We start from the raw sequence: 25012 nt of genomic DNA, 5'->3' as shown, positions 1-25012 counted from the left end.
CCACAGAGGCACAGAGAACGCAGAGAAAGAGAAAATTGAGTTAGATTTGGCAGTGAGTAAAAGTAATAAAGGTTTAATGATATGAGTGACAATTATGAGTTAATGGAGGGGGTTGCAATTATCGGAATGGCGGGGCGTTTTCCTGGAGCCATCGATATAGAATGTTTTTGGCAGAATTTACAAGCCGGGGTAGAGTCGCTATGTTTATTTACAGATGATGAGTTAATTGCTTCTGGTATACCTGCGGCGTTGGTAAATGATAGTAATTATGTAAAAGTTGGCGGTATATTAGATAATATTGATTTATTTGATGCAGCATTTTTTGATTTAAATCCCAAGGAAGCGGCAGTCACAGATCCGCAACATCGCTTATTTTTAGAATGTGCTTGGTCGGCTTTAGAAAATGCTGGTTATGATGCAACTAAGTGTAACAGCAGAATTGGTGTTTATGCGGGTGCTAGTTTAAATAATTATTTATCTTTTGATGTTAAAAATGACCAATTAGGTTCGGGAGAATCATATCAAAAATTAATCGGTAATGATAAAGGATTTCTCTCAACTCGTGTTTCTTATAAATTAAATCTTACCGGGCCAAGCCTGACAGTTCAAACTGCTTGCTCGACATCTTTAGTTGCTACTACCCTCGCTTATCAAAGTTTACAAAACTATCAATGTGATATGGCTTTGGCGGGTGGAGTTTCGATTCGCTTACCGCAAAAAGCTGGTTATTTCTATGAACCAGGAGGGCCGTTATCGCCCGATGGTCATTGTTATGCGTTTGATGCTAAAGCCCAGGGAACAACTGTAGGTAATGGTGTAGGGGTAGTTGTTCTCAAGCGAGTTAAAGATGCGATCGCTGATGGGGATTGCATATATGCAGTGATTAAAGGTGCGGCTATCAATAACGATGGGGCGATGAAAGTTGGTTATACAGCACCCAGCGTTGATGGACAAGCCGAAGCGATCGCGGAAGCAATTATGTTAGCCGAGGTAGAACCGGAAAGTATCAGTTATATTGAAGCCCACGGTAGCGGTACAGCTTTGGGTGATCCGATTGAAATTGCGGCGCTGACTAAAGTTTTTCGTGCAAGTACCGAGAAAAAGAATTTCTGCGCTATTGGTTCGGTGAAAACCAATATCGGACATCTAGACGCAGCCGCCGGTGTTGCTGGATTAATCAAGACGGCTTTGGCTTTAAAACATCAATTGATTCCAGCAAGCCTCAACTTTGAACAGCCTAATCCTGAAATTGATTTTGCCAACAGTCCTTTTTATGTCAACACCAAACTCACAGAATGGGAAACAAATTCAACTCCTCGGCGTGCAGGTGTCAGTTCTTTGGGAATGGGTGGAACAAATGTTCATTTAGTTTTGGAAGAAGCACCAACGCTTCCAATTTCTAGTACTTATCGTCCTTGGCAATTGTTACTAATTTCTGCAAAAACTGAGTCTGCATTAACAACTGCTACACAAAATCTCAGCCAATATTTGCACATCAATCCTGATATTAATCTTGCTGATGTTGCTTATACTTTGCAAGTCGGACGCAGAGACTTTAATTATCGGCGAGTCTTAGTTTGTGCCGATATTCAAGACGCAATTTCACAACTGAATCAGTCAGTTTCACAACATCAATTTCAAGAGTCGTTAACGCCATCTGTAACTTTCATCTTTCCTGGGGTAGATGCACTGTATACAGATATGGGGAAAGAACTCTACGAAACAGAGTCAGTATTTCGCACCCACATAGAAAAGTGCTGTTTAATATTAAAACCATATCTAGAATTAGATTTGCGTTCTGTAATTTATCCCAGCCCATCTGAACAGGAAATTGCATTAGAAAAACTCCAACAAACAAGCTTTGCTGACAGTGCTTTGTTTGTGATTGAGTATGCTTTAGCGCAATTGTGGATGTCTTGGGGTATTACTCCACAAGCCATGATTGGGCAAGGTGTGGGAGAATATGTAGCGGCAACTTTAGCAGGGGTATTTTCACTAGAAGATGCTTTAGCTATTGTGGCGAAATCTGCTCCTCAGTTGTTAGAAAAAGTCCAACTTCATCCGCCACAAATTCCTTTCATATCTCATGTAAGTGGAACTTGGATTAGTCCAACTGAAGCAACAAACCCCCAATATTGGACAGAAATAAAAGCAGCATTACATCCAGAAATTGCTGAGTTACTGCAAGATAAACAGCAAATTTTACTAGAAATTAACTTACAAGAACCACAGCATTCAGAAACAGAATTTTTACTCAACGAATTGGGTCGCTTATGGATGTTGGGAGTCAAGATTGATTGGTCGAGTTTTTATGCTAACGAACGCCGTTACCGTATTCCCTTACCAACTTATCCCTTTGAGCGTCAGCGTTATTGGCTTGATTCTCCAAATAATCAGGAATCATTAGAGTCAGTATCTCATCATGCCATCGAAAATCAGCGTTACGCTATTGAGTTAGATTCATCGACTTCAGCAAAACATTCACGAAAATCTTTAGAGAAAAAACCAAATATTGCTGAATGGTTTTATCTTCCAATATGGAAGCAATCAAGACAACTGGAATTTTCACCAGAAGAACTGAGCCAACAGCAGTTAAATTGCTTAGTCTTTATAGATAACTATGGAGTGGGTTTGGAATTTAGTAAACGACTTATACAGCAACATCAAAATGTCATTACGGTGCGGTTGGGTAAAGAATTTCGTCAGCTTGATGAGCGAGTATATTGCATCAATCCGCAACAACCAGATGATTATGATTTGTTGTTAAAAGCACTGCAACAGCGAGATTTTCAACTAAATACAATTGCCCATTTTTGGAGTGTTACACCAAAATATATTACGCTGGACAATGAATGTGAAAATCTGAGTTTTTATAGCCTATTGTTTTTAGCCCAAGGAATTGGTAAACAAGATATTTGGGATTCCCTGAAGTTGATGGTTTTCACCAGTAATTTATATGATGTCACTGGTGAAGAAAATTTATCTCCCCAGAAAGCTACAGTATTAGGCCCTTGTAAAGTAATTCCCAAGGAATATCGGAATATCAACTGTAGTCTGGTTGATTTAATGATATTGGCTAATCAAACGCCTTTGTCTGCCAAAATTATCGATAAATTAGTAGCAGAATTAACACTAACACAAACTAACGAAATAGTTGCCTATCGTGGTTCACACCGTTGGGTTCAAACCTTCGATGCAGTTCCTTTAGAAGAGAGTCTTCTTAGCAAGAGTAAATTAAGAAAAGGTGGCGTTTACTTAATTACTGGCGGACTGGGAGGTATTGGTTTAGTATTAGCAGCATATTTAGCTAAGACATTCCAAGCTAAGTTAATTTTGGTGAGCAGGAAGGGACTACCAAAACGCTCAGAATGGGAACAATGGCTAGAAAATCATGATAGCCAAGATGCTATTAGTCGTCAAATTCAAAAAGTGCGATCGCTGGAAGAATTAGATGCAGAAATTGAGGTTATAACTGCCGATGTAACTAATTTGCCACAAATGCAAGCAGTCATCGAGCAAACATTCCGAAAATTTGGTCAAATTAATGGTGTAATTCATGCGGCTGGGGTTCCTGGTGGTGGTGTTACCCAACTAAAAACGCGGGATATGGCTGATAATGTTTTAGCCGCTAAAGTTCAGGGGACGTTAATTTTAGAGGAAGTTTTAAAAGATATCCATTTAGATTTCTTGGTTCTTTGTTCCTCCAAAACTTCTATTTTGGGTGAATTTGGACAGATAGATTATTGTGCAGCTAACGCCTTTTTAGATGCTTATGCTCATCGAAATTGTAGCAGCGATCGCTTCACAGTATCCATCAGTTGGGATACTTGGCAAGAAGTCGGTTTTGCAGTGGAAACTGTCTTACCCGATAAACTGCAACAAGAACGTGCAGAAATTATCAAAAAAGGTATCTTACCCTCAGAAGGTATCGAGGTATTTAATCGCATTCTCGCCAGTAACCTACCTCATATTGTTGTTTCCACCCAAGATTTACCAGAGTTAATCAAGCAAAATAACTCGCCACAATATTTACAAGAACAATTACAGCTTCTAGATCCCAAATCATCTTCCGTCAATCTTGCTAAAGCCAAACATCCTCGTCCCAATTTAGGTAACGATTACATTCCTCCCGAAACCGAAATTGAGAAAATTTTAGCTGAGATTTGGCAAGAAATTCTGGGAATTGACAAGATAGGTATCTACGACAACTTTTTTGAATTAGGCGGAAATTCCATCAACACAATTCAAATCGCAGCTAAAGCTAATCAAGCAGGTTTACAATTAACGTCTCAACAGTTTTTCCACTACCAAACAATTGCTGAATTAGCTACAGATTTAGCGATGACTCCCACTATTCCAGCCGCAGAATCACAGCCAAATAACAATCAAACAGATGTAGATAATTCCCAACAGTCTTTATTGCTGCAAATTCAACGAGTTTGTGATGACCCCAATTTATTAGAAAATATTGCCGATATTTACGAACTCACACCTGTACAAAGAGGAATGTTATTTCACTGTCTGTTTGATAGTGAATTATCTTTATACTTTTTCCAGCATCTCTTTACTATCCGGGGGGATTTGAATATCGAAGCTTTTAAACAAGCTTGGCAATTAGTCATGGATAGACATCCCGTTTTACGGACTAGATTTTATTGGGAAGAAGTAGAAAATCCTTTACAAATTGTTTATAAACAAGTAGATGTAACCCTGAATGGCTATGATTGGACTACTCTAAATTCAGCAGAACAACAAGCACAACTTGACGCTTTTATTGTGAGTGATCGCCAAAAAAGTTTTGACTTTTCTCAACCATGTTTAATGCGTCATACTTTAATTCAGTTTACCAGTGACAAGTATTTATATGTGTGGAGTTTTAATCACATCATAATTGATGGTTGGGGTGGTTCATTAGTATTTCAAGAGTTTGTAGAAACCTATGGAATACTTTGTCAAGGTAAGGAAACTAGTTTTGTACCAACTCGTCCTTTTAGAGACTATATTGATTGGTTACAACAGCAAGATAGAACTAAAGCCGAAAATTTCTGGCGGCAAGCATTACAGGGTATCAAAACACCAACTCCTCTAACTTATATCGAAAAGCTTGACAAAATTGAGCCATCTTCTACCCAAGAAGTTAAATATAGTGAAGAAATAATTCAACTATCAGCAAAAACTACACAGGAATTACAGTCTTTTGCGACTCAACATCGCCTAACCCTAGCAACAATTATTAACGGTATTTGGGCTGTACTTTTGAGTCGTTATACTTGTTGCCACAATGTATTGTATGGTTGCACTGTCACTGGAAGACCAGCAGATTTGCAGGGAGTAGAATCAATGGTGGGTATGTTTGTGAATACCTTACCCATCCATGTGAGCATCGATTCCGAACAGCTTTTCTTATCATGGTTACAGCGTTTTCAACTGCAATTAGTTGAAGTCCGGGATTATGAATACTCTCAATTAACCGAGATTCATAAATGGAGTGAAATTCCCCAAAAACTAGCTTTATTTGAAAGTATTGTCGTGGTTGAAAACTTCCCTGTCAGCGAATTTATTCGAGATTGGCAAGGCAATATTGAATTCCAACACACACAGATATATTATCGCAACAACTATCCTCTAAACCTGGTTGTCTACCCCAACAAAGAGCTATTACTAGCAATTTCCTATGATTCTAGAAGATTTGCAAACACTACCATTACTGGCATTCTCCAAGATATTCAAATGCTGTTCCAAGGATTAATAACTAATCCCCATTTCCAAATTAAAAACTTACCCTTGGAAACACCAGAACAACAACAAAATTCTACAATATTAGAACAAGAAATATCATTTGATTGGTCTTCTGCCTCATAAGTCATTTGGGAAAATCTTGATTACTTACATTTCTCGTGATTCTGTGGTTTTTTAACTCCTACACGGATTTCCATATATGAATACATTTGAAAAATGTGAATCCAACGTCAGAAGCTATTGCCGTAATTTCCCCGCTATATTTCATCGCGCGAAAGATTCCATTGTTTATGCTGAATCAGGCGAAGAATATATCGACTTTTTTGCAGGCGCAGGTGCTTTAAACTATGGACATAATCATGACTATATCAAACAAAAAGTCATTTCATATTTAGATGCTGATGGTATAGCTCATGCTTTGGATATGTACACTTCTGCCAAAGAGAAGTTTTTATCTAAATTTGATGAGGTAGTCTTAAGCTCTAAAAAACTAGACTATCGCTTGCAATTTTGCGGCCCCACAGGTACAAATGCCGTGGAAGCAGCTTTAAAATTAGCCAAAAAAGTTAAGCAAAGACCGGGTATATTTTCCTTTATGGGAGCATATCACGGTATGACTTTAGGCAGTTTATCTATTAGTGGTAATGTGGGAATTCGAGCCGGGGCAATTGGTACAGCCAGTCATGTAACTTTTATGCCTTACCCCTATGGCTTCATGGAAACATTTGACACTATAGAATATATCGAAACAGTTTTAAATGATGTTAATTCTGGTATTGAAAAACCAGCAGCAATTATTTTTGAAACAGTGCAAGCTGAAGGTGGTGTAATTGTCGCGCCTGTTGAGTGGATGCAGCGCCTCCGCAAGTTATGTAACGACCATGATATTTTGTTAATTTGTGACGATATTCAAGTTGGCTGTGGTCGAACGGGGTCTTTCTTTTCCTTTGAAAGAGCTGATATTGTGCCTGATATGGTGGTTCTATCTAAATCGATTAGTGGCTATGGATTCCCGATGTCACTATTATTAATTAAGCCAGAATTAGATATCTGGGAACCAGGCGAACATAATGGTACTTTTCGAGGTAATCAATTAGCATTTATAGGGGCGACGGCAGCTTTAGAGTATAGAGAAAGTAGTAATCTGGAAAAAGATGTCAAAGCTAAAGAACTATATTTGAGAAACTTTCTTACTCAAGAAATTGCCGCTATGAGCGACAAAATAGACATTCGTGGTATTGGGATGATTTGGGGAATTGATGTCAAGAACTTTGGCGGTAATGATTTTGCTAAAAAGATAACCTCCCGGTGTTTTGAATTAGGCTTAATAGTTGAATTAGCAGGGAGAAATGATACTGTAATTAAAATTTTGCCCCCATTGGTAATTGATATGGCTACCTTACAAAAAGGCTGTGCAATTATCAAATCAGCTTTTAATGATTTAGTCGCCGCATAACTTGGAAAATTCTCTAATTAGAGTGAGGAAATAAATTATGATTGCCAATGAAACTAAAAATAACTTGTCTGCTGAAAATTTATTTCCTCAGAAAATTTACTGGTTAAATCAACTTGCTGGCGAATTACCTGAGACTACTTTGATTACCGATTATGTCAGACCTGGAATATATGAAGGCACAAAACAGGTAGTAAGTTTTGTTATACCCAATGATTTATCACAGAAAGTTATTAAATTTACCAACAATTCTAATTTTGCTATCTACTTAGTACTGTTAGCAGGATTAAATATTTTTCTAGGGAAATATAATAACACTAATGATGTGATAGTTGGCTCGCCAGTTTATCAACCAGCCAGAAAGATTGAGAATTTACCAACAAAAGTAATTCCTCTGCGGTTTAATGTTGATCATCAAATAACTTTTAAAGATTTACTAGTCCAAGTTAAAGAAATAACTCTCAATGGTTATACGCATCAAAACTATGCTTTTGATGAATTGATGGAATTATTAGGTTTACCTCATACTCAGAATCGCTGTCCTATCTTTGACATAGTAGCTTTATTAGAAAATATACATTGTTTAACAGATGTCAAATCACTCAAGAATGATTTAACTTTTGCTTTTAAAGTGAATGATGATTTAATTGCTGGCGATATCTACTATAACGATTTATTCTTTAAAGAAGCAAACATTCAAATTATTACTAAATATTACATTAATATTTTAGATGCTGTTCTCAACAATTGTTTAATTCAAGTTTCTGAAATTTCTATTTTAAGTGCAGGCGATCGCACTAATTTATTAACTACATTTAACGACAATACCAAACTATATCCCATCAATCAAACCATAGATCAATTATTTGCCAAACAAGTAGAAAAAACACCAAACAAGATTGCTGCCGTTTTCGGCAATACTCGACTAACTTACCAACAATTAAACGCTAGAGCTAATCAATTAGCAATATTGTTAGCAAAATTAGGAGTTCAAACAGGGGATTTTATTGGCATTATTAAAGAACGGGATATTAACTTTCTTATCGGCATACTAGCCATCCACAAAGTTGGCGGTGTTTATGTGCCTATAGATAGTACATATCCACCAGATAGAATCAAATATATGATATCTAATAGCGCCGCTAGAATTTTATTAACAGATTCTGCCTATTTAGATATTTTAGTTGCTTCTCAAGAGCATTGTCCGTCTTTAGAATGCTTAATTTGTTTAGATATTAAATCTGATAAGCAAGCATTAGCTGCAACTCATACTATCAACATTTACGATGAACTGGATTTTGCTAACTTACCTCCAGAAAATTTAGAGGTAAAGCACCAAGGTACTGATCAAGCTTATATGATTTATACCTCTGGTTCCACAGGGCTACCCAAGGGAGTAATTATTAGACATGGTAGCGCCATCAACCATATCTATGGTGAATTTGATGCTTTGAATTTAGATGAAAATTTTGCTTTTTTGCAAACTGCTCCTGCTTCATCTGATATTTCCGTTTGGCAATTTTTAGCGCCTATTTTAATTGGTGGCAAAACCGTCATTATCGATACAGAAACTATTTGTAATCCCGCAAAATTATTCCAAGTTATTCAAACAGAAAAAATTACTATTGTTGAATTAGTTCCGGTTATTCTATCAAGCTTATTAGATTACATTGCTCAACTACCCCCAGATGCAAGATTATTACCTTATTTGCAATGGATGATGGTGACAGGCGAATCTGTTTCCGTGGAACTAGTCAACAAATGGCTGAGGATGTACCCGGAAATTAAGGTAGTTAATGCTTATGGCCCCAGTGAAGCGGCTGATGACATTACTCAGTTTATCGTTGATCAACCTTTGCCAGAAAATCAGCGTACTGTTCCCATCGGTAAACCATTAGCCAACTTAAATATCTATATTCTTGATCCTCAAATGCAACTCGTACCCATTGGATTTCCGGGTGAAATTTGTGTATCTGGATATGGGGTAGCTGAGGGATATTGGCAGAATGAAGAAATGACAAAAGCCAATTTTGTGCCTAATCTATTTTCGACCAATGCTAAACCCCTGCCAGGAATAGATAAAGATTTAATTTATAAAACTGGGGATTTAGGTAGGTGGCTACCTGATGGAAATATTGAATTTCTTGGACGTATTGATCATCAGGTGAAAATTCGAGGTTTTCGCATTGAATTAGGTGAAATTGAAGCTCTGATCAGCCAACATTTTGCGGTTAAAGAAACTGTAGTGATGGTGCAAGAGGCAAATCCCGATGATAAACGTTTAGTTGCTTATGTTGTGCTGAACTTTGAGTTTCATCAAGATGATAAAGCCACTAGCGAAGTCATCCTAGAATTACGTAACTTACTCCAAGAAAGACTACCAGAATATATGGTACCTGCGGCAATTCTACCTCTGGAAGCAATACCCCTGACTCCTAGTGGAAAAATTGACCGACGGGCATTACCTGTAGCCAATTTTCAAAATGAAGCAGTTAGTTTTGTTGAACCCCGTACACCTGCCGAAGAAATAGTTGCTAATATTTGGATGCAGATATTAAAGCGTGAGCAGATAGGTATTCATGATAATTTCTTTGATTTGGGTGGACATTCTTTATTAGCGACTCAAGTTATTTCTCGGTTACGGGAAGCATTTAAAGTAGAGTTACCTTTACGTAGTTTATTTGAAGCGTCTACAGTCGCGCAATTAGTCGAGCGAATCGAGAAAATGCTGACAGTTCAACAACTACAGTTTATGTCTATAGATGCAGTAGATCGTGAGGAGATAGAAATATGAAAACTATTGACGAGTTTTTATCCGATCTTTGCAGTTTAGATATTAAACTGTGGGTTGAAGAAAATCGCCTGCGTTGTAACGCCCCTAAAGGTGCGCTCACACCAGTAATTAAAGCCGAACTAGCAGAACGCAAAGCCGAAATTATGGCTTTTATACAGAAAAATAATGCCGCTTTAAGTTCTAATCATCAGCCAATTCGCCCCATTCCAAGACAAGAAAATCTGCCTTTATCTTTTGCTCAACAACGGCTCTGGTTTATGGAGCAGTTGACAAAAGTTAGCCATATATTAGACTTTCCTACTACTTTATCCTTAAAAGGCTCTCTGAATTTAGCTGCACTGGAGAAGACACTCAATGAAATCGTACGCCGACATGAAGTATTAAGAACAACTTTTACTTCAGTTAAAGGACAACCTATTCAAATCATTCATTCTCATTGGCAATTGCCCTTGCCAATAGTTGACTTACAAGACCTACCAAACGCCGAGTGTGAAGTTGAAATTCAAAGGCTAATTCATAACGAAGCATCCTTCGCTTTCAACTTAACAACAGGCCCATTGCTGCGTTGTCTTCTCTTAAAATTAAGTCAAGAAGAACACATATTATTATTCACTATCCACCACATTGTTACAGATGGTTGGTCGATGGGAGTTATAGTTCGGGAATTAGTCGCACTTTACGCAGCCTTCTCACAAAATCAATATTCTGTGCAAGACGCTACACAAACCCCACTGCCAGAATTACCTTTTCAGTATGTAGATTTTGCTGTTTGGCAAAGACATTATTTGCAAGGAGAAGTTTTAGAAAATCTCCTGACTTATTGGAAGCAAAAACTCAGTGGTAAGCTACCTGTCTTACAATTACCCACAGACTATCCCCGACCACCGATTCAAACTTTTTCTGGTAAAAGAAAATCATTTTTCCTGTCCCAAGATTTGACAGAAGCTTTAAAGACCCTGAGTCGGGATCATGATGTGACTTTGTTCATGACCTTGTTAGCTGGGTTTAATCTTTTACTATATCGTTACAGTGGCCAAGATGATATTTTAGTTGGTTCGCCGATCGCCAATCGCAACCAAGATGATCTAGAACGCTTAATTGGCTTTTTTGTTAATACCCTGGTGCTACGTACTGATTTTAGTGGTAATCCGAGTTTCCCTGAATTATTGCGGCGGATACGTGAGATAACTTTAGAAGCTTATGCTCATCAAGATATACCTTTTGAGTTTTTGGTACAGGAACTACAACCACAGCGCAATCTAAGCTACACGCCACTATTTCAAGTGATGTTTGTGCTTCATAATGCACCGATACCTGCGCTAGAAATGCCTGGTTTATCTGTAACTCCCTTAGAAGCCGACAATCATCGTCAAGTCATGTTTGATTTGGTTCTCCACATGACAGAAGTAGAGGGGGGAATCGTTGGCAGTTTCGATTACAACATTGACTTATTTACAGAAGATACTATCTGTCGGATGGTAGGGCATTTGCAAACCTTGTTGGCAGGAATTGTGGCAAATCCACAGCAGCGTTTGTCAGAGTTACCATTATTGACAGAACCGGAGCAGCATCAATTAGTATGGGGATGGAATAATACTCAAGTTCAGTATCCCCAAAAGCAATGTCTTCATGAATTATTTCAAGTGCAAGTCGAGAAAACACCCGATGCAGTAGCAGTTGTATTTGAAGATGAGCAACTAACTTACCGCGAACTCAACACCAAAGCTAATCAACTAGCAAATTACTTACAAACTTTTGGCGTAAAACCAGAAGTATTAGTAGGGATTTATGTAGAGCGATCGCTATTGATGGTCATTGGGTTATTAGCCATCCTCAAAGCTGGTGGTGCATACATACCCCTAGACCCTAGCTATCCCCAAGAACGCTTGGCTTATATGCTAGAAGATGCTCAACCAAAGGTTTTATTAAGCCAACAGAAATTAGTTACCACGCTACCAAATCAGTCAGCGCAGGTTATTTGTCTGGATAGTGATTGGGAATTAATTCGCGATCGCCACAGCGCAAATCCCATCACTCACATTACAGAAGATCATCTCGCCTACGTCATCTATACTTCTGGTTCCACAGGAAAACCAAAGGGTGCAATGAACACCCATCGCGGCATCTGTAATCGCTTACTGTGGATGCAGGATGCTTATCAACTCACCGCCGCAGATCGAGTTTTACAGAAAACTCCCTTTAGTTTTGATGTCTCAGTTTGGGAATTTTTCTGGCCGTTGATTACCGGGGCGCGGTTAGTCATCGCCCAACCAGAAGGACATAAAGATCCCAACTATCTGGTTAACTTGATTATCCAGCAGCAAATTACAACTTTGCATTTTGTACCATCAATGCTGCAAGTTTTTCTCGAAGCAGCAGCAGTCGAAAAATGTCAGTCTTTGGTGCGGGTAATCGCCAGTGGAGAAGCATTACCAATTGAACTGCAACAACGCTTTTTTCAGCGACTTGATGCCCAATTACATAATCTTTATGGCCCAACAGAAGCGGCTGTTGATGTCACCTTTTGGCAATGCCAAAATCATTTAAACAACCAAAAGACAGTACCTATTGGTCGCCCAATTGCCAATATTCAAATTTATCTCCTTGACAAATATCTTCATCCTGTGCCTGTGGGTGTACCAGGAGAAGTTTATATTGGTGGTGTAGGTGTTGGTCGGGGTTATTTAAACCGTCCTGAATTAACCGCCGAGAAATTTATTCCCAATCCCTTCACTACCACAGCCAGCCGTCTTTACAAAACAGGTGATTTAGCCCGTTATCTTCCTAACGGAGAAATAGAATATATTGGTCGGATTGACTATCAAGTGAAACTGCGGGGTTTCCGCATTGAACTAGGAGAAATAGAAGCGGCGATCGCTCAATATCCCGGAGTGCGAGAAACTGTAGTGGTGGTTAATGCACAACGAATAGTTGCCTATCTAGTTCCGCAAGCAGCCCAAACATTAAGCATTTCAGAGCTACGTAGTTTTTTAGAATCAAAATTACCCAGCTACATGATTCCCGTGGCTTTTGTCTTGTTGGAAGCATTGCCCCTGACTGCGAATGGTAAAGTTGACCGCCGAGCTTTACCCGCACCTGATACAAACCGCCCCGAATTAGCTGATGCTTATCAACCACCGCAAACTGAAGTTGAACAAACTATTGCCCAAATTTGGCAAACGGTCTTGCAATTAGAAAATGTGGGTATTCATGATAATTTCTTTGAACTTGGTGGTCATTCATTGCTGTTGGTGCAAGTGCATAGCAAATTATGTGAAACCTTTAGCAAAAAATTGGCGGTTCTTGATTTATTTAGATATCCCACAATTAATTCTTTAGCTAATTATTTAACGCAGGTTGAGCCGGAAAACATAACTGCTGAGATTACAGAGGTTGTTATTGAGAAAGTTGCCGATGGCAAGGCTCAACAAAGAAAACGTTTACAAAAACTTAAGTCTATTCAAAATATCTAAATAGTCGCACAAATTTATTACTTACGCAAAATTATGAAAGAACGAACCGCAAAGGGCGCAAAGGACACGAAGGAAAGAGAGTTTTAGAGAGTTAGGAAAAGAGATTTTTAGAGAGTTATTGTGTGATTAATTTTGTTTAGTATTTAAAATTATGAGTATTAGTACATCATTAAATGGATCAGAAATAGCAATTATCGGCTTATCGGGGCGATTTCCGGGAGCCAAAGATATTGATGAGTTTTGGCAAAATCTTCAGCAAGGCAAGGAAACAATTGCATTTTTTACTGATGAAGAACTCTTGGCAGCCGGAATAAATTCATCTTTATTAAATGACCCAAATTATGTTAAAGCCCAAGCAATCTTGGAAGACGCAGAATATTTTGATGCCGAGTTTTTTGGCTTTAATCCTAGAGAAGCTACAATTACTGATCCTCAACACCGAGTATTTCTTGAATGTGCTTGGTCAGCCTTAGAAAATGCCGGATATGATTCTCAAAATTATCCAGGTGCGATTGGTGTTTATGCTGGTTCTGGAATGAACACCTACTTACTAAATATTTATTTAAATCAAAATCTTATTGGTGCTGTTGATCCACAGCAACTTATGTTAGCTGGGAATAAAGATTTTTTAACTACTCGTGTTTCTTACAAACTCAACTTAGAAGGGCCTAGTTACGCAGTTCAAACCGCTTGTTCAACTTCATTGGTAGCTGTTCATTTGGCTTGTCAAAGCTTACTCAATGGTGAGTGTGATATGGCTTTGGCTGGTGGTGTCGCCATCCATGCTGACAGAAAAGCTGGATATTTATATACAGAGGGGGGGATATTATCTCCTGATGGACATTGCCGTGCTTTTGATGCTGATGCTCAGGGATCTGTAGGCGGTGAGGGTGTGGGAATTGTGGTGTTGAAGCGATTGGAAGATGCGTTGAGCGATCGCGATACAATTCATGCCATCATCAAAGGTTCAGCAATTAATAATGATGGGGCGTTCAAAGTCAGCTACACCGCACCCCGCATCGATACCCAAGCTAAGGTGATTAAAACTGCCCAAATCGTCGCGGAAGTCGAAGCAGAAACTATCACCTACATTGAAACTCACGGTACAGCTACCGCTTTAGGCGACCCCATTGAAATGGCCGCCCTCACCCAAGCTTTCCGCAGTAGCACCCAAAAAACAAACTTCTGTGCCATTGGTTCCGTCAAAACCAACGTTGGACATTTAGACACAGCCGCAGGTGTGACGGGGTTAATCAAAACTGTCCTCGCCCTGAAGCACAAACAAATACCCCCAAGCTTGCATTATTCTGCCCCTAACCCGGAAATTGACTTTGCCAATAGTCCTTTCTACGTCAATACCAAACTTACAGAATGGCAAACCAATCATCTTCCCCGGCGTGCGGGAGTCAGTTCTTTTGGGTTGGGGGGAACTAATGCCCATGTCATTCTGGAAGAAGCGCCTGTGTGGGAAGGGGACAGGGAGGAGGGGAGAAAGTATCAATTGTTGCTTCTATCTACCAAAACAGCATCGGCACTAGAAAAAGCAACCACAAATTTAGCTGATTATTTGCAAGCACATCCTGATTTAAATCTGGCAGATGTGGCTTACACATTGCTCTTTGGACGCAGAACTTTTGACTATCGGCGTGCTGTGGTGTGTCGAGATATTGCCGATGCACTCAAGGCGCTGCAAAATTCCCCGCCAGTCGCTCACAAAACTCAACCACGTCCAGTTGCTTTTATGTTTTCTGGGCTGGGAACTCATTACGTTGATATGGCTTTGGAACTTTACCAAACTGAGTCAACATTTCGCGGCTGTGTGGATGAATGTTGTGAACTGCTTCAGCCCGTGCTGGGTTTAGATTTGCGAGATGTTTTATATCCCAACCGAAATCATCAAAATGGTAAGCAGCAAACCCAAACAGGTCTAGATTTGCGGAAAATGCTTGGGCGCGGAGGGCAATCAACCGATGTCGCTACGCAAAAACTCAACCAAACTGTGTTGACGCAACCAGCCATGTTTGTGATTGAATATGCGTTGGCTCAGTTGTGGATATCTTGGGGAATTCGCCCGACGGCGATGATTGGTTACAGCATTGGTGAATATGTCGCCGCCACTTTGGCTGAGGTTTTTTCTTTAACAGATGCTTTAACCTTAGTCGCCAGAAGGGCGCAGATGATTGACGAGTTGCCAGCAGGGGCAATGCTGGCTGTGCCGCTTTCCGAATCAGAAATCCAGCCTTGCTTGAATGAGAAGATTTCTCTGTCAGCGATTAACGGCGAATCATTCTGTGTGGTTGCGGGTTTCCCCGATGCCGTTGCAGAATTAGAACAAAAATTGAGCGATCGCGGTTTAATAGGTAAGCGGTTACAAACTTCCCATGCTTTTCATTCTGTGATGATGGAAGCGATCGCAGCAACTTTTCACAATTTAGTTAATCAATTTAGCCTCAAATCCCCCAAAATTCCTTATATTTCTAACGTCACCGGCACTTGGATTACTGCCGAACAAGCCACAGACCCCACCTACTGGGTGCAGCACCTTTGCCAAACAGTGCGCTTTGCCGATGGAGTCCAACAATTATCACAAAAAGATCATCCGATTTTATTAGAGGTCGGCCCTGGTCAAGCATTAATTAGTTTTGCATCCCAATGTCTCGATAAATCCTTGATGTTTCCCAGCTTGCGTTATGCCTACGAGCAGCAGTCAGATGTCGCCTATTTATTAAATACATTGGGTCGTCTGTGGCAAGCTGGGGTTACTGTAGATTGGTCGAGTTTTTATACCGATGCACCACAACAACGTATTCCTTTACCAACCTATCCATTTGAACGTCAGCGTTACTGGGTTGATGCCCATCCAACCGCTAATTTGGTTTTGCGTTGCGCCCCTGGAGAAACACAAAACACAATAGACGAAACTCAAACTGCGCCAAAAACCAGTATCACTGGCTATGTCAGACCTAATTTAGATAATGATTATGTCGCCCCTAGAACGGAAGTAGAACAAATCATTGCCAATATTTGGCAAGAACTCCTGGGTATTGCTTCTGTAGGTGTAGAAGACAGCTTTTTTGAGTTGGGTGGAGATTCCGTATTAGGGATTCAAGTCAGCGCCAGAGCCAATAAAGCCGGGTTTCGACTCACACCCCAGCAATTATTTGAACATCAAACGATCGCCAAATTAGCACAGGTAATCACTAAAACCCAAGTTGTCCAAGCTGAACAAGGTGTAATTACAGGTTCAGTACCCCTGACCCCGGCTCAACAGCAGTTCTTTGCCTTGAATCAACCAGAAACCCATCACTGGAACCAAGCGGTGTTGTTAGAGGTAGTAAAACCTCTAAATTTAGATATTTTAGAGCAAACATTAAAGCAACTATTAATACATCACGATGCCCTGCGTCTGCGGTTCACCCGTTCTGATTCTGGATGGGAACAGGTCAACGCCGCACCTGAAGAATATGTCCCGTTGACATATATTGATTTGTCAGCTTTGTCATCCACCGCCCAACAATCAGCTTTAGAAGTAGCCGCCGCCCAAATTCAAGCCAGTTTGAATTTAACCACAGGGCCAATTGTCCGGTTTGCCTTGTTTGATATGGGTGTGCAGCAAAACAGTCGCTTATTAATTGTGATTCACCACTTGGGGACTGATCCTGGTTCTTGGCGCATTTTATTAGAGGATCTCCAGACTGGTTATCAGCAGTTGAGTCAAGGACAGCTTATTCAACTCCCCGAAAAGACAACTTCTTATCAGCAGTGGTCGTTGCGTCTCCAGAAATATGCCGCATCCGAACAGTTACAACAACAGCAACAACACTGGTTAAGCGGACGTTATCAGCAAGTTGCCACTTTACCCTTAGACTATCCTGACGGCATCAACACTGTAGCTTCCGAAGCGCAAGTTATCTCAGTTGCGTTGAATGAAAGCGAAACTCAACTGCTGCTTCAGGAAGTTCCCGGAGTGTATCGGATGAATACACAAGAAGTTTTGCTGACTGCACTGGTACAAGCTTTTAAACAATGGACAAAGCAAAACTTACTCCTAATTAATCTTGATGAAAATGGACGGGAAGTGAGTACAGGTGGAATTGATGATGTCGATATCTCCAGAACGGTGGGGTGGATTACGACTACTTACCCTGTGCTGTTAGATTTAGACAAAACAGTTACTCCTGGGGATGCACTCAAAGCCGTGAAAGAACAAGTGCGTCATGCTTCGAGTAATGGTATTGACTACGGAGTGTTACGCTACCTCAGCCCTGACCCGGTAATAATTGAAAAATTCCAGTCTCTTCCCCAAGCTGAGGTAATGTTTCTCTACCTTGGTCAACTGAGTAAAAGTTTGCCGCAAGATTCTTTGTTTAAATGGACAGAAGAAGCACTCGGTTCAACAGCCAGTCCAAAAGCAATTCGCCCTTATCTCTTCCAAATTAATGCAGCAATTACTGAAGGCAAATTACAACTATATTTCAACTACAGCCGGAATATTCATCAATCTCAGACAGTCGAAAAATTATCGCACAATTTTATTCAAACCCTCAAATCTTTGATCAGCCATTGTCAGTCTCCCGAAGCCGGAGACTATACCCCCTCTGATTTTGCGGCTGCAAATATCAATCAAGAAAATTTAAGTAAGTTGTTAGCTCAAATCAGTCAATAAGCAGGAGAATTTTCTCATGAAACCCAACAATATTGAAGATATTTACGAACTTTCTCCGATGCAACAGGGGATGCTGTTTCACAAGTTGGCTGCACCTGATTCGGTGGTGTATTTTGAGCAGAATTATTTTACTTTGCAAACGCCAATTAATATCCCAGTTTTCCAAAAAGCTTGGCAGCGAGTTGTAGACCGTCACCCAATTTTACGCACAGCATTTTATTGGGAGAATCTGGATAAACCATATCAAGTTGTGTATAAGCAAGTAGATTTGCCTTGGGAATTTCAAGATTGGCAACATTTATCATTAGAAGCACAACAAAAGCAGTTTGCAGATTTTTTAAAAGCTGATGGCGATCGCGGTTTTGAATTAGGGCAAGCTCCCTTAATCCGCCTGACATTAATTCAGATGGCTAAAGACAATTATCAATTTGTGTTTAGCTTTCATCACATCTTAATGGAAGGCTGGTCTGTAAGTTGGCTGTGGAAAGAATTTTATGAGTTTTATTATGCCTTTTGCCAAGGGCAAGATTTATATTTAGAACGCCCCCGTCCTTACAAAGAATATATTACTTGGTTACAACAACAAGACCATAAGAAAGCCGAATCTTTTTGGCGGCACAAACTTCAAGGATTTACAGTCCCAACACCAATTCTGATTGGGAAAAATGCAGCTAATTTTGCTGACCAAGCCACAGATTATCACAGACAAGAATTACAGTTGTCAGCAACTATGGCAACTGACCTCAAAGCTTTTGCTCGTAAGTATCAACTAACTTTAAATATCATCATTAAAGGCGCTTGGGCTTTACTTTTGAGCCGTTATAGTCAAGAGTCAGATGTGGTTTTTGGCTCAACATCTTCAGGTAGACCAACGGCGTTAGCTGATGCGGAATCGATGATTGGGCTGTTTATCAACACATTGCCACTACGAGTAAAAGTAGACCATAATGCTGTTCTCACCTCTTGGCTGAAACAACTGCAAACTGAAGAAGTGCAGATGCGGGAGTATGAATACAGCCCATTATCCAAAATTCAACAATGGAGTCAGATTTCACCTGGTCTACCACTATTTGATAGTATTTTAGTTTTTGATAATGAATTAGTAGATTACAATCAAGCATCGATTGTTGAAGATATCGGAGTCATCGATTCTAAATCATTATTTGACTGGACAAACTACCCCCTAACTGTGAAGGTAGTACCAAATTCAGAATCATTAAATTTATATATTTCCTATAATAATCTTCAATTTGAAAGCTCTAGTATTAGCCGCATATTAGAGCATTTAAAAACTTTATTGGCGGGTTTTATTGCCAATCCCGAAGCAAAATTGCGGGAACTACCCATGCTGACCACACAAGAAAATCAGCAAATACTCCAAGCATGGAATAATACCACAACTAATTATGCTTTAGATAAATGTATTCATCAATTATTTGAGCAACAGGTAGCAAAAACACCGGATGCAGTAGCCGTAGAATTTGCAAATCAGCAATTAACTTATCAACAATTAAACACCAAAGCCAACCAATTAGCTGATTATTTGCGATCGCTGGGAGTAAAATCAGAGGTATTGGTGGGAATTTGTGTAGAGCGTTCTTTAGATATGATCATTGGGTTACTCGCTATCCTGAAAGCGGGTGGTGCATATATCCCCCTCGACCCCAACTATCCCACTGAACGTATCGCCTATATCCTGGAAGACACACAAGCCCCAGTCTTACTCACCCAAACATCACTTCTGGCAGGAATGCCCCCACACCAAGCCAAGGTAATCTGTTTAGATACTGATTGGCATCACATCAGCCAACACAACCAGGAAAATCTGGTAACGGAAGTCACGACTGAGAACCTTGCTTATGTGATTTATACCTCTGGTTCCACAGGTAAACCCAAAGGTGTACAAATTCCCCACCTTGCCTTGAGTAACTTTTTGTACTCTATGCAGCAAGCCCCCGGCTTAACTGCTGAAGATACATTACTGGCAGTTACCACCTACTCTTTTGATATTGCCGCCTTAGAATTATTTTTACCCATAATTGTCGGCGCAAGGTTGGTAATTGCCAGCCAAGAAATTATCTCCGATGGTGTGCAGTTGGCGGCAAAAATCGCTGAGTGTCAAGCTACAGTTATGCAAGCCACACCAGCCACATGGCAATTACTGTTAGCCGCAGGTTGGAGTGGTAATCATCAATTAAAAATTCTCTGTGGTGGCGAAGCTTTACCAGGACAATTAGCCAATCAGTTACTAGAGAGGTGTCGGTGTTTATGGAATATGTACGGCCCCACAGAAACCACAATTTGGTCAGCCGCTTGTCAGGTAAAAACCGTTGATCACACCGTACCCATTAGTTCTCCCATTGCCAACACCCAGCTTTATATCCTCGACAAAAATCACCAATTAATGCCTGTGGGTGTAGCTGGGGAGTTGTGCATTGGTGGCTTGGGACTGGCGAGGGGTTATTTCCAGCGTCCAGATTTAACCGCCGAAAAATTTATCCCCAATCCCTTTAGCGAAACAGCCGCACGTCTGTATAAAACCGGAGACTTGGCGCGATACTTACCCAACGGAGACATTGAATACCTGGGACGCATTGATCATCAAGTTAAAATCCGTGGTTTTCGCATTGAATTGGGAGAAATTGCTGCTGTCATTAGCCAACACACAACTGTCAGAGAAACTGTGGTGACGGTTCATGGTTCCGCCGCCGATACTCAACGAATCGTTGCTTATATAGTCCCCCACACAGGGCAAAGTTTTACACCTGCGGAACTGCGGGACTTGTTAGCAGCCAAGTTGCCTAACTACATGATGCCGGCAGCTTTTGTCACCTTAGAGGCACTACCATTAACACCCAATGGTAAAGTTGACCGCAAAGCCCTCAAACCACCGGAATTTACACCAGGATCAGCATCTAGTCTGACTCCAGCCACACCCATAGAGAATTTATTAGCCGGGATTTGGGCGGAAATCTTGGGGATAGAGAAAGTCGGGATTGATCAGAATTTCTTTGAATTAGGCGGACATTCTTTAATCGCCACCCGTGTGATTTCCCAAATTCGCCAAGTTTTTCACATCGAGTTACCTTTACGTTATTTATTTGAAAAACCCACCATCGCCGGGTTAGCTAAAGAAATTGAAAAAGCAATTCAGGCAGATTTCACAATTGCCACAACTAAGATTGAAAAGATAGCGCGATCGCCACAATTACCTTTATCATTTGCCCAACAAAGGCTGTGGTTTTTATCCCAACTAGAACCAAGTAGCCCATTCTACAATATCCCAGCAGCAGTGCGGCTACAAGGACAGTTAAATGTCGCCGCCTTAGCCCAAAGTTTCAGCGAAATTGTCACCCGTCATGAAGCACTGCGAACCAATTTTGTCACCACCGCCGGACAAGTTGTAGCTGCGATCGCACCAGAAAAGCCCCTCAGCTTATCCACCATCGATCTCAGCGACCTGGAAACAAGTCAACAAGCAGCCAAAATCCAACACCTCGCTGACTTAGAAGCACAACAACCCTTTGACATCAGCCGCGACCATCTCCTCAGAGTCAAACTCTTACGTCTGAGTGAACAAGAACATATTGTTTTAGTGACAATGCACCATATTGTCTCTGACGCTTGGTCAATTGGCATATTGGTACAAGAATTAGCCGCCCTTTATCCAGCTTTTTGTGATGGACAACCCTCACCATTACCTGCCCTACCAATACAATATGTAGATTTTGCCGCGTGGCAAAGACAATGGTTACAAGGACAAGTCCTGGAAACCCAAATATCTTATTGGCGCAAGCAATTAGCAAACGCCCCCACAGTTTTAGAATTACCCACCGATTATCCCAGACCAGCAATCCAGACCTTTCAGGGTGCAACCTACTCTTTTGAATTATCTACAGAACTATCAACAGCCCTGAACAAATTCAGCCAACAGCAGGGAAGTACTTTATTTATGACCTTGTTGGCAAGTTTCCAAATCTTGCTATGGCGTTACACCGGGCAGAAAGATATTGTGGTTGGTTCGCCCATCGCTAACCGCAACCGAGCCGAAATAGAAGGGTTAATTGGCTTTTTTGTCAATACTCTAGTCCTGCGAACTAACTTAGAGGGAAATCCCAGCTTTGTGGAACTGCTCAAACAAGTGCGAGAAATGGCATTAGGCGCTTACGCACATCAGGATGTCCCCTTTGAGTTGTTGGTTGAGCAATTGCAACCCCAGCGCGATTTGAGCCATACACCACTGTTTCAGGTGATGTTTGTCTTGCAAAATGCGCCGATGTCTGCATTAAAATTACCGGGTTTGACTTTAACGCCGGAAGACAGCAGCAGTGATAGTGCCAAGTTTGATTTAACTCTTTATGTCACAGAAACCGATGCAGGGTTAGTTGCGAGTTTAGAATACAACACTGATTTATTTAAAGACAGTACGATTTGCCGGATGGCAGGTCATTTACAAACGTTGTTGACAGGAATTGTGGCAAATCCACAGCAGCGTTTGTCAGAGTTACCATTGTTGAATAAATCTGAGCAGCATCAATTACTGCGGGAGTGGAATGATACCGCCGTTGCCTATCCACAACATCTATGTATTCATCAATTATTTGAACAACAGGTAAATAAAACACCAAATGCAGTAGCCGTAGAATTTGCAAATCAGCAATTAACTTACCAACAATTAAACACCAAAGCCAACCAATTAGCTTATTATCTGCGATCGCTGGGAGTTAAGCCAGAGGTATTGGTGGGGATTTGCGTAGAGCGTTCTTTGGATATGATCATTGGACTACTCGCCATCCTGAAAGCGGGTGGCGCATATATCCCCCTCGACCCCAACTATCCATCTGAACGCATCGCCTTTATCCTAGAAGACACACAAGCACCAGTCTTACTCACCCAATCTGCACTTTTGGCAGTCATGCCCCCACACCAAGCCAAGGTAATCTGTTTAGATACTGATTGGCATCACATCAGCCAACACAACCAGGAAAATCTAGTCACGGAAGTCACGCCTGAGAACCTCGCCTACATTATCTATACCTCTGGTTCCACAGGCAAACCCAAAGGTGTAATGATTCAACACGCCAGCACCGTGGCCATGTTAGATTGGGCAGACAAAACCTTTAGCCGAGAAGCAAGGGCAGGAGTTTTAGCATCCACCTCTATTTGCTTTGACTTGTCCGTATTCGAGATGTTTGTACCTTGTAATTCAAGGAAAATCCATGACATTAAGTGAAACAGAAATTTTATCTCGAAACAATCTTACTCCCACAGAAAAAATCGTACAAACTGATATTGGCGAGTATGTTAAACAAATATTTGCCCCAAATCACGGGAAATATCTAGAAAATCAACTTGATGAAATAGTTGATGATTTATCGACTGATTTTTTAATGGCTGAAGATGCCAATACAAATGCTGAGATTGACTGGATTATTAGCAAATTTGGCAATAGTCAAATCCCAGTAGAACCCACTGATTTTGACAGCTATTTTCAATCTTTAAATGAGAATGTCGTTGCTCATTCTATACATACGTCAGCGCCGCAATTTATTGGTCACATGACTTCGGCATTACCTTCTTTTGTGCGCCCTTTAGCAAAGTTGATGACGGCGATGAATCAAAATGCTGTCAAAATCGAAACGGCTAAGGCTTTGAGTTTTTGTGAACGGGAAGCTTTGGCGATGATGCACCGTCAAATTTATCATTTATCTGATAATTTCTACAATCAACATATTCAAAATAATCAAAGTACCTTGGGTATTTTGGTTTCTGGTGGAACAACGGCGAATATTACGGCTTTGTGGTGCGCTCGCAATAAATCTTTAGGCGCAACCCATGATTTTTTAGGTATAGAAAAAGAAGGGTTAACAGCAGCCTTAAATTATTATGGTTATGAAGGTGCGGTAGTCATTGGTTCGGAATTGATGCACTTTTCTTTTGATAAAGCTGCAGATTTGATGGGAATCAGTACTAAAAATTTGATTCGCGTCCCAGTTGATGCTAATAATCGCGTTAATATCCCAGCATTACGTCAAGCTGTTGCAGAATGTCGCGCCAAAAACTTACATATTATCGCTATTGTTGGTATTGCCGGAACTACTGATTCTGGTAGTGTTGATTCGTTAACAGAAATTGCTGCAATTGCCCAAGAAAATCATGTACATTTCCATGTCGATGCTGCTTGGGGTGGCCCTGTAATTTTTTCGCGCAAATACCAACATAAACTAGCGGGAATTGCACAAGCTGATTCTGTGACCATTGATGGACATAAACAATTGTATTTGCCAATGGGTATTGGGATGGTATTTTTCCGTGACCCTTATTTAGCCTCAGCAATTGAAAAACAAGCCAGCTATACCATGCGTAAGGGGTCATTTGATTTAGGTAAACGGGCGTTAGAAGGTTCTCGTCCAGGGATGGCGTTATTTTTACATGCTGGTTTGCAGCTAATTGGGTTGAATGGTTATGAGTTTTTGATTGATGAAGGTATCCGCAAAACCCAATATATGGCGGCACGAATTGATGAGTTACCAGAGTTTGAATTGTTGGCGCAACCTGATACAAATTTGTTAATTTATCGTTATATTCCTGAGCAATTTCGAGATGTAGTTAGTAATAAAAAATTAACTGCATCTGATAATCAAATTATCAATGATTTTAATGAACGCTTGCAGAAAAAGCAGCGTCAGATTGGGCGGACTTTTATTTCCCGAACTACAAAAACAACTATCAGTTTAGATAAGGAAATACCAGTGATTGCGATGCGTGCGGTGATTGCAAATCCTTTAACTACTGAAGGAGATATTGATGCAGTTTTAGATGATCAAATTCAAATTGCGGCAACAATGCCACTGACATATTGACCGAAGAAGGCAGTGGTTCGGCTT

The 25012-nt window shown here is 40.5% G+C and carries 6 protein-coding genes and 1 pseudogene; all 7 read left to right on the top strand.

Annotated features, from left to right (window positions below):
• Positions 1 to 81 precede the first annotated feature (81 nt).
• The 7 genes and pseudogenes from H6G28_RS05905 (at position 82) to panP (ending at position 24988) form a co-directional block, all read left to right on the top strand.
• On the top strand, positions 82 to 5862 hold the full coding sequence (locus H6G28_RS05905; RefSeq protein ID WP_190669610.1) for a type I polyketide synthase: 5781 nt from the start codon (positions 82 to 84) through the stop codon (positions 5860 to 5862).
• Between the two features lie 76 nt (positions 5863 to 5938).
• Positions 5939 to 7195, top strand: coding sequence for a diaminobutyrate--2-oxoglutarate transaminase (gene ectB / locus H6G28_RS05900; RefSeq protein ID WP_190669608.1), 1257 nt, complete (start codon positions 5939 to 5941; stop codon positions 7193 to 7195).
• A 37-nt stretch (positions 7196 to 7232) separates the two neighbouring features.
• A pseudogene (locus H6G28_RS05895) lies at positions 7233 to 9983 on the top strand (non-ribosomal peptide synthetase); the annotation flags it as partial.
• Complete coding sequence (locus H6G28_RS05890; protein ID WP_190669604.1) at positions 9983 to 13459, top strand: non-ribosomal peptide synthetase; 3477 nt, start codon at positions 9983 to 9985, stop codon at positions 13457 to 13459. The pseudogene H6G28_RS05895 and the gene H6G28_RS05890, both read left to right, overlap by 1 nt.
• 151 nt (positions 13460 to 13610) lie before the next feature.
• Positions 13611 to 18125, top strand: coding sequence for a type I polyketide synthase (locus H6G28_RS05885; RefSeq protein WP_190669602.1), 4515 nt, complete (start codon positions 13611 to 13613; stop codon positions 18123 to 18125).
• A gap of 16 nt (positions 18126 to 18141) precedes the next feature.
• Positions 18142 to 23358 (top strand): non-ribosomal peptide synthetase, encoded by a 5217-nt coding sequence (locus H6G28_RS05880; RefSeq protein WP_190669599.1) that lies wholly within the window; start codon positions 18142 to 18144, stop codon positions 23356 to 23358.
• Entirely contained in the window at positions 23345 to 24988 is a 1644-nt protein-coding gene (gene panP, locus H6G28_RS05875; RefSeq protein ID WP_190669596.1) for a pyridoxal-dependent aspartate 1-decarboxylase PanP, read from the top strand. The genes H6G28_RS05880 and panP overlap by 14 nt, the downstream gene beginning before the upstream one ends.
• Positions 24989 to 25012: the final 24 nt, after the last annotated feature.

The sequence above is a fragment of the Nostoc sp. FACHB-190 genome (assembly GCF_014696905.1).
GTDB lineage: Bacteria > Cyanobacteriota > Cyanobacteriia > Cyanobacteriales > Nostocaceae > Nostoc_B.
This window is presented reverse-complemented; position numbering and strand designations above follow the sequence as displayed.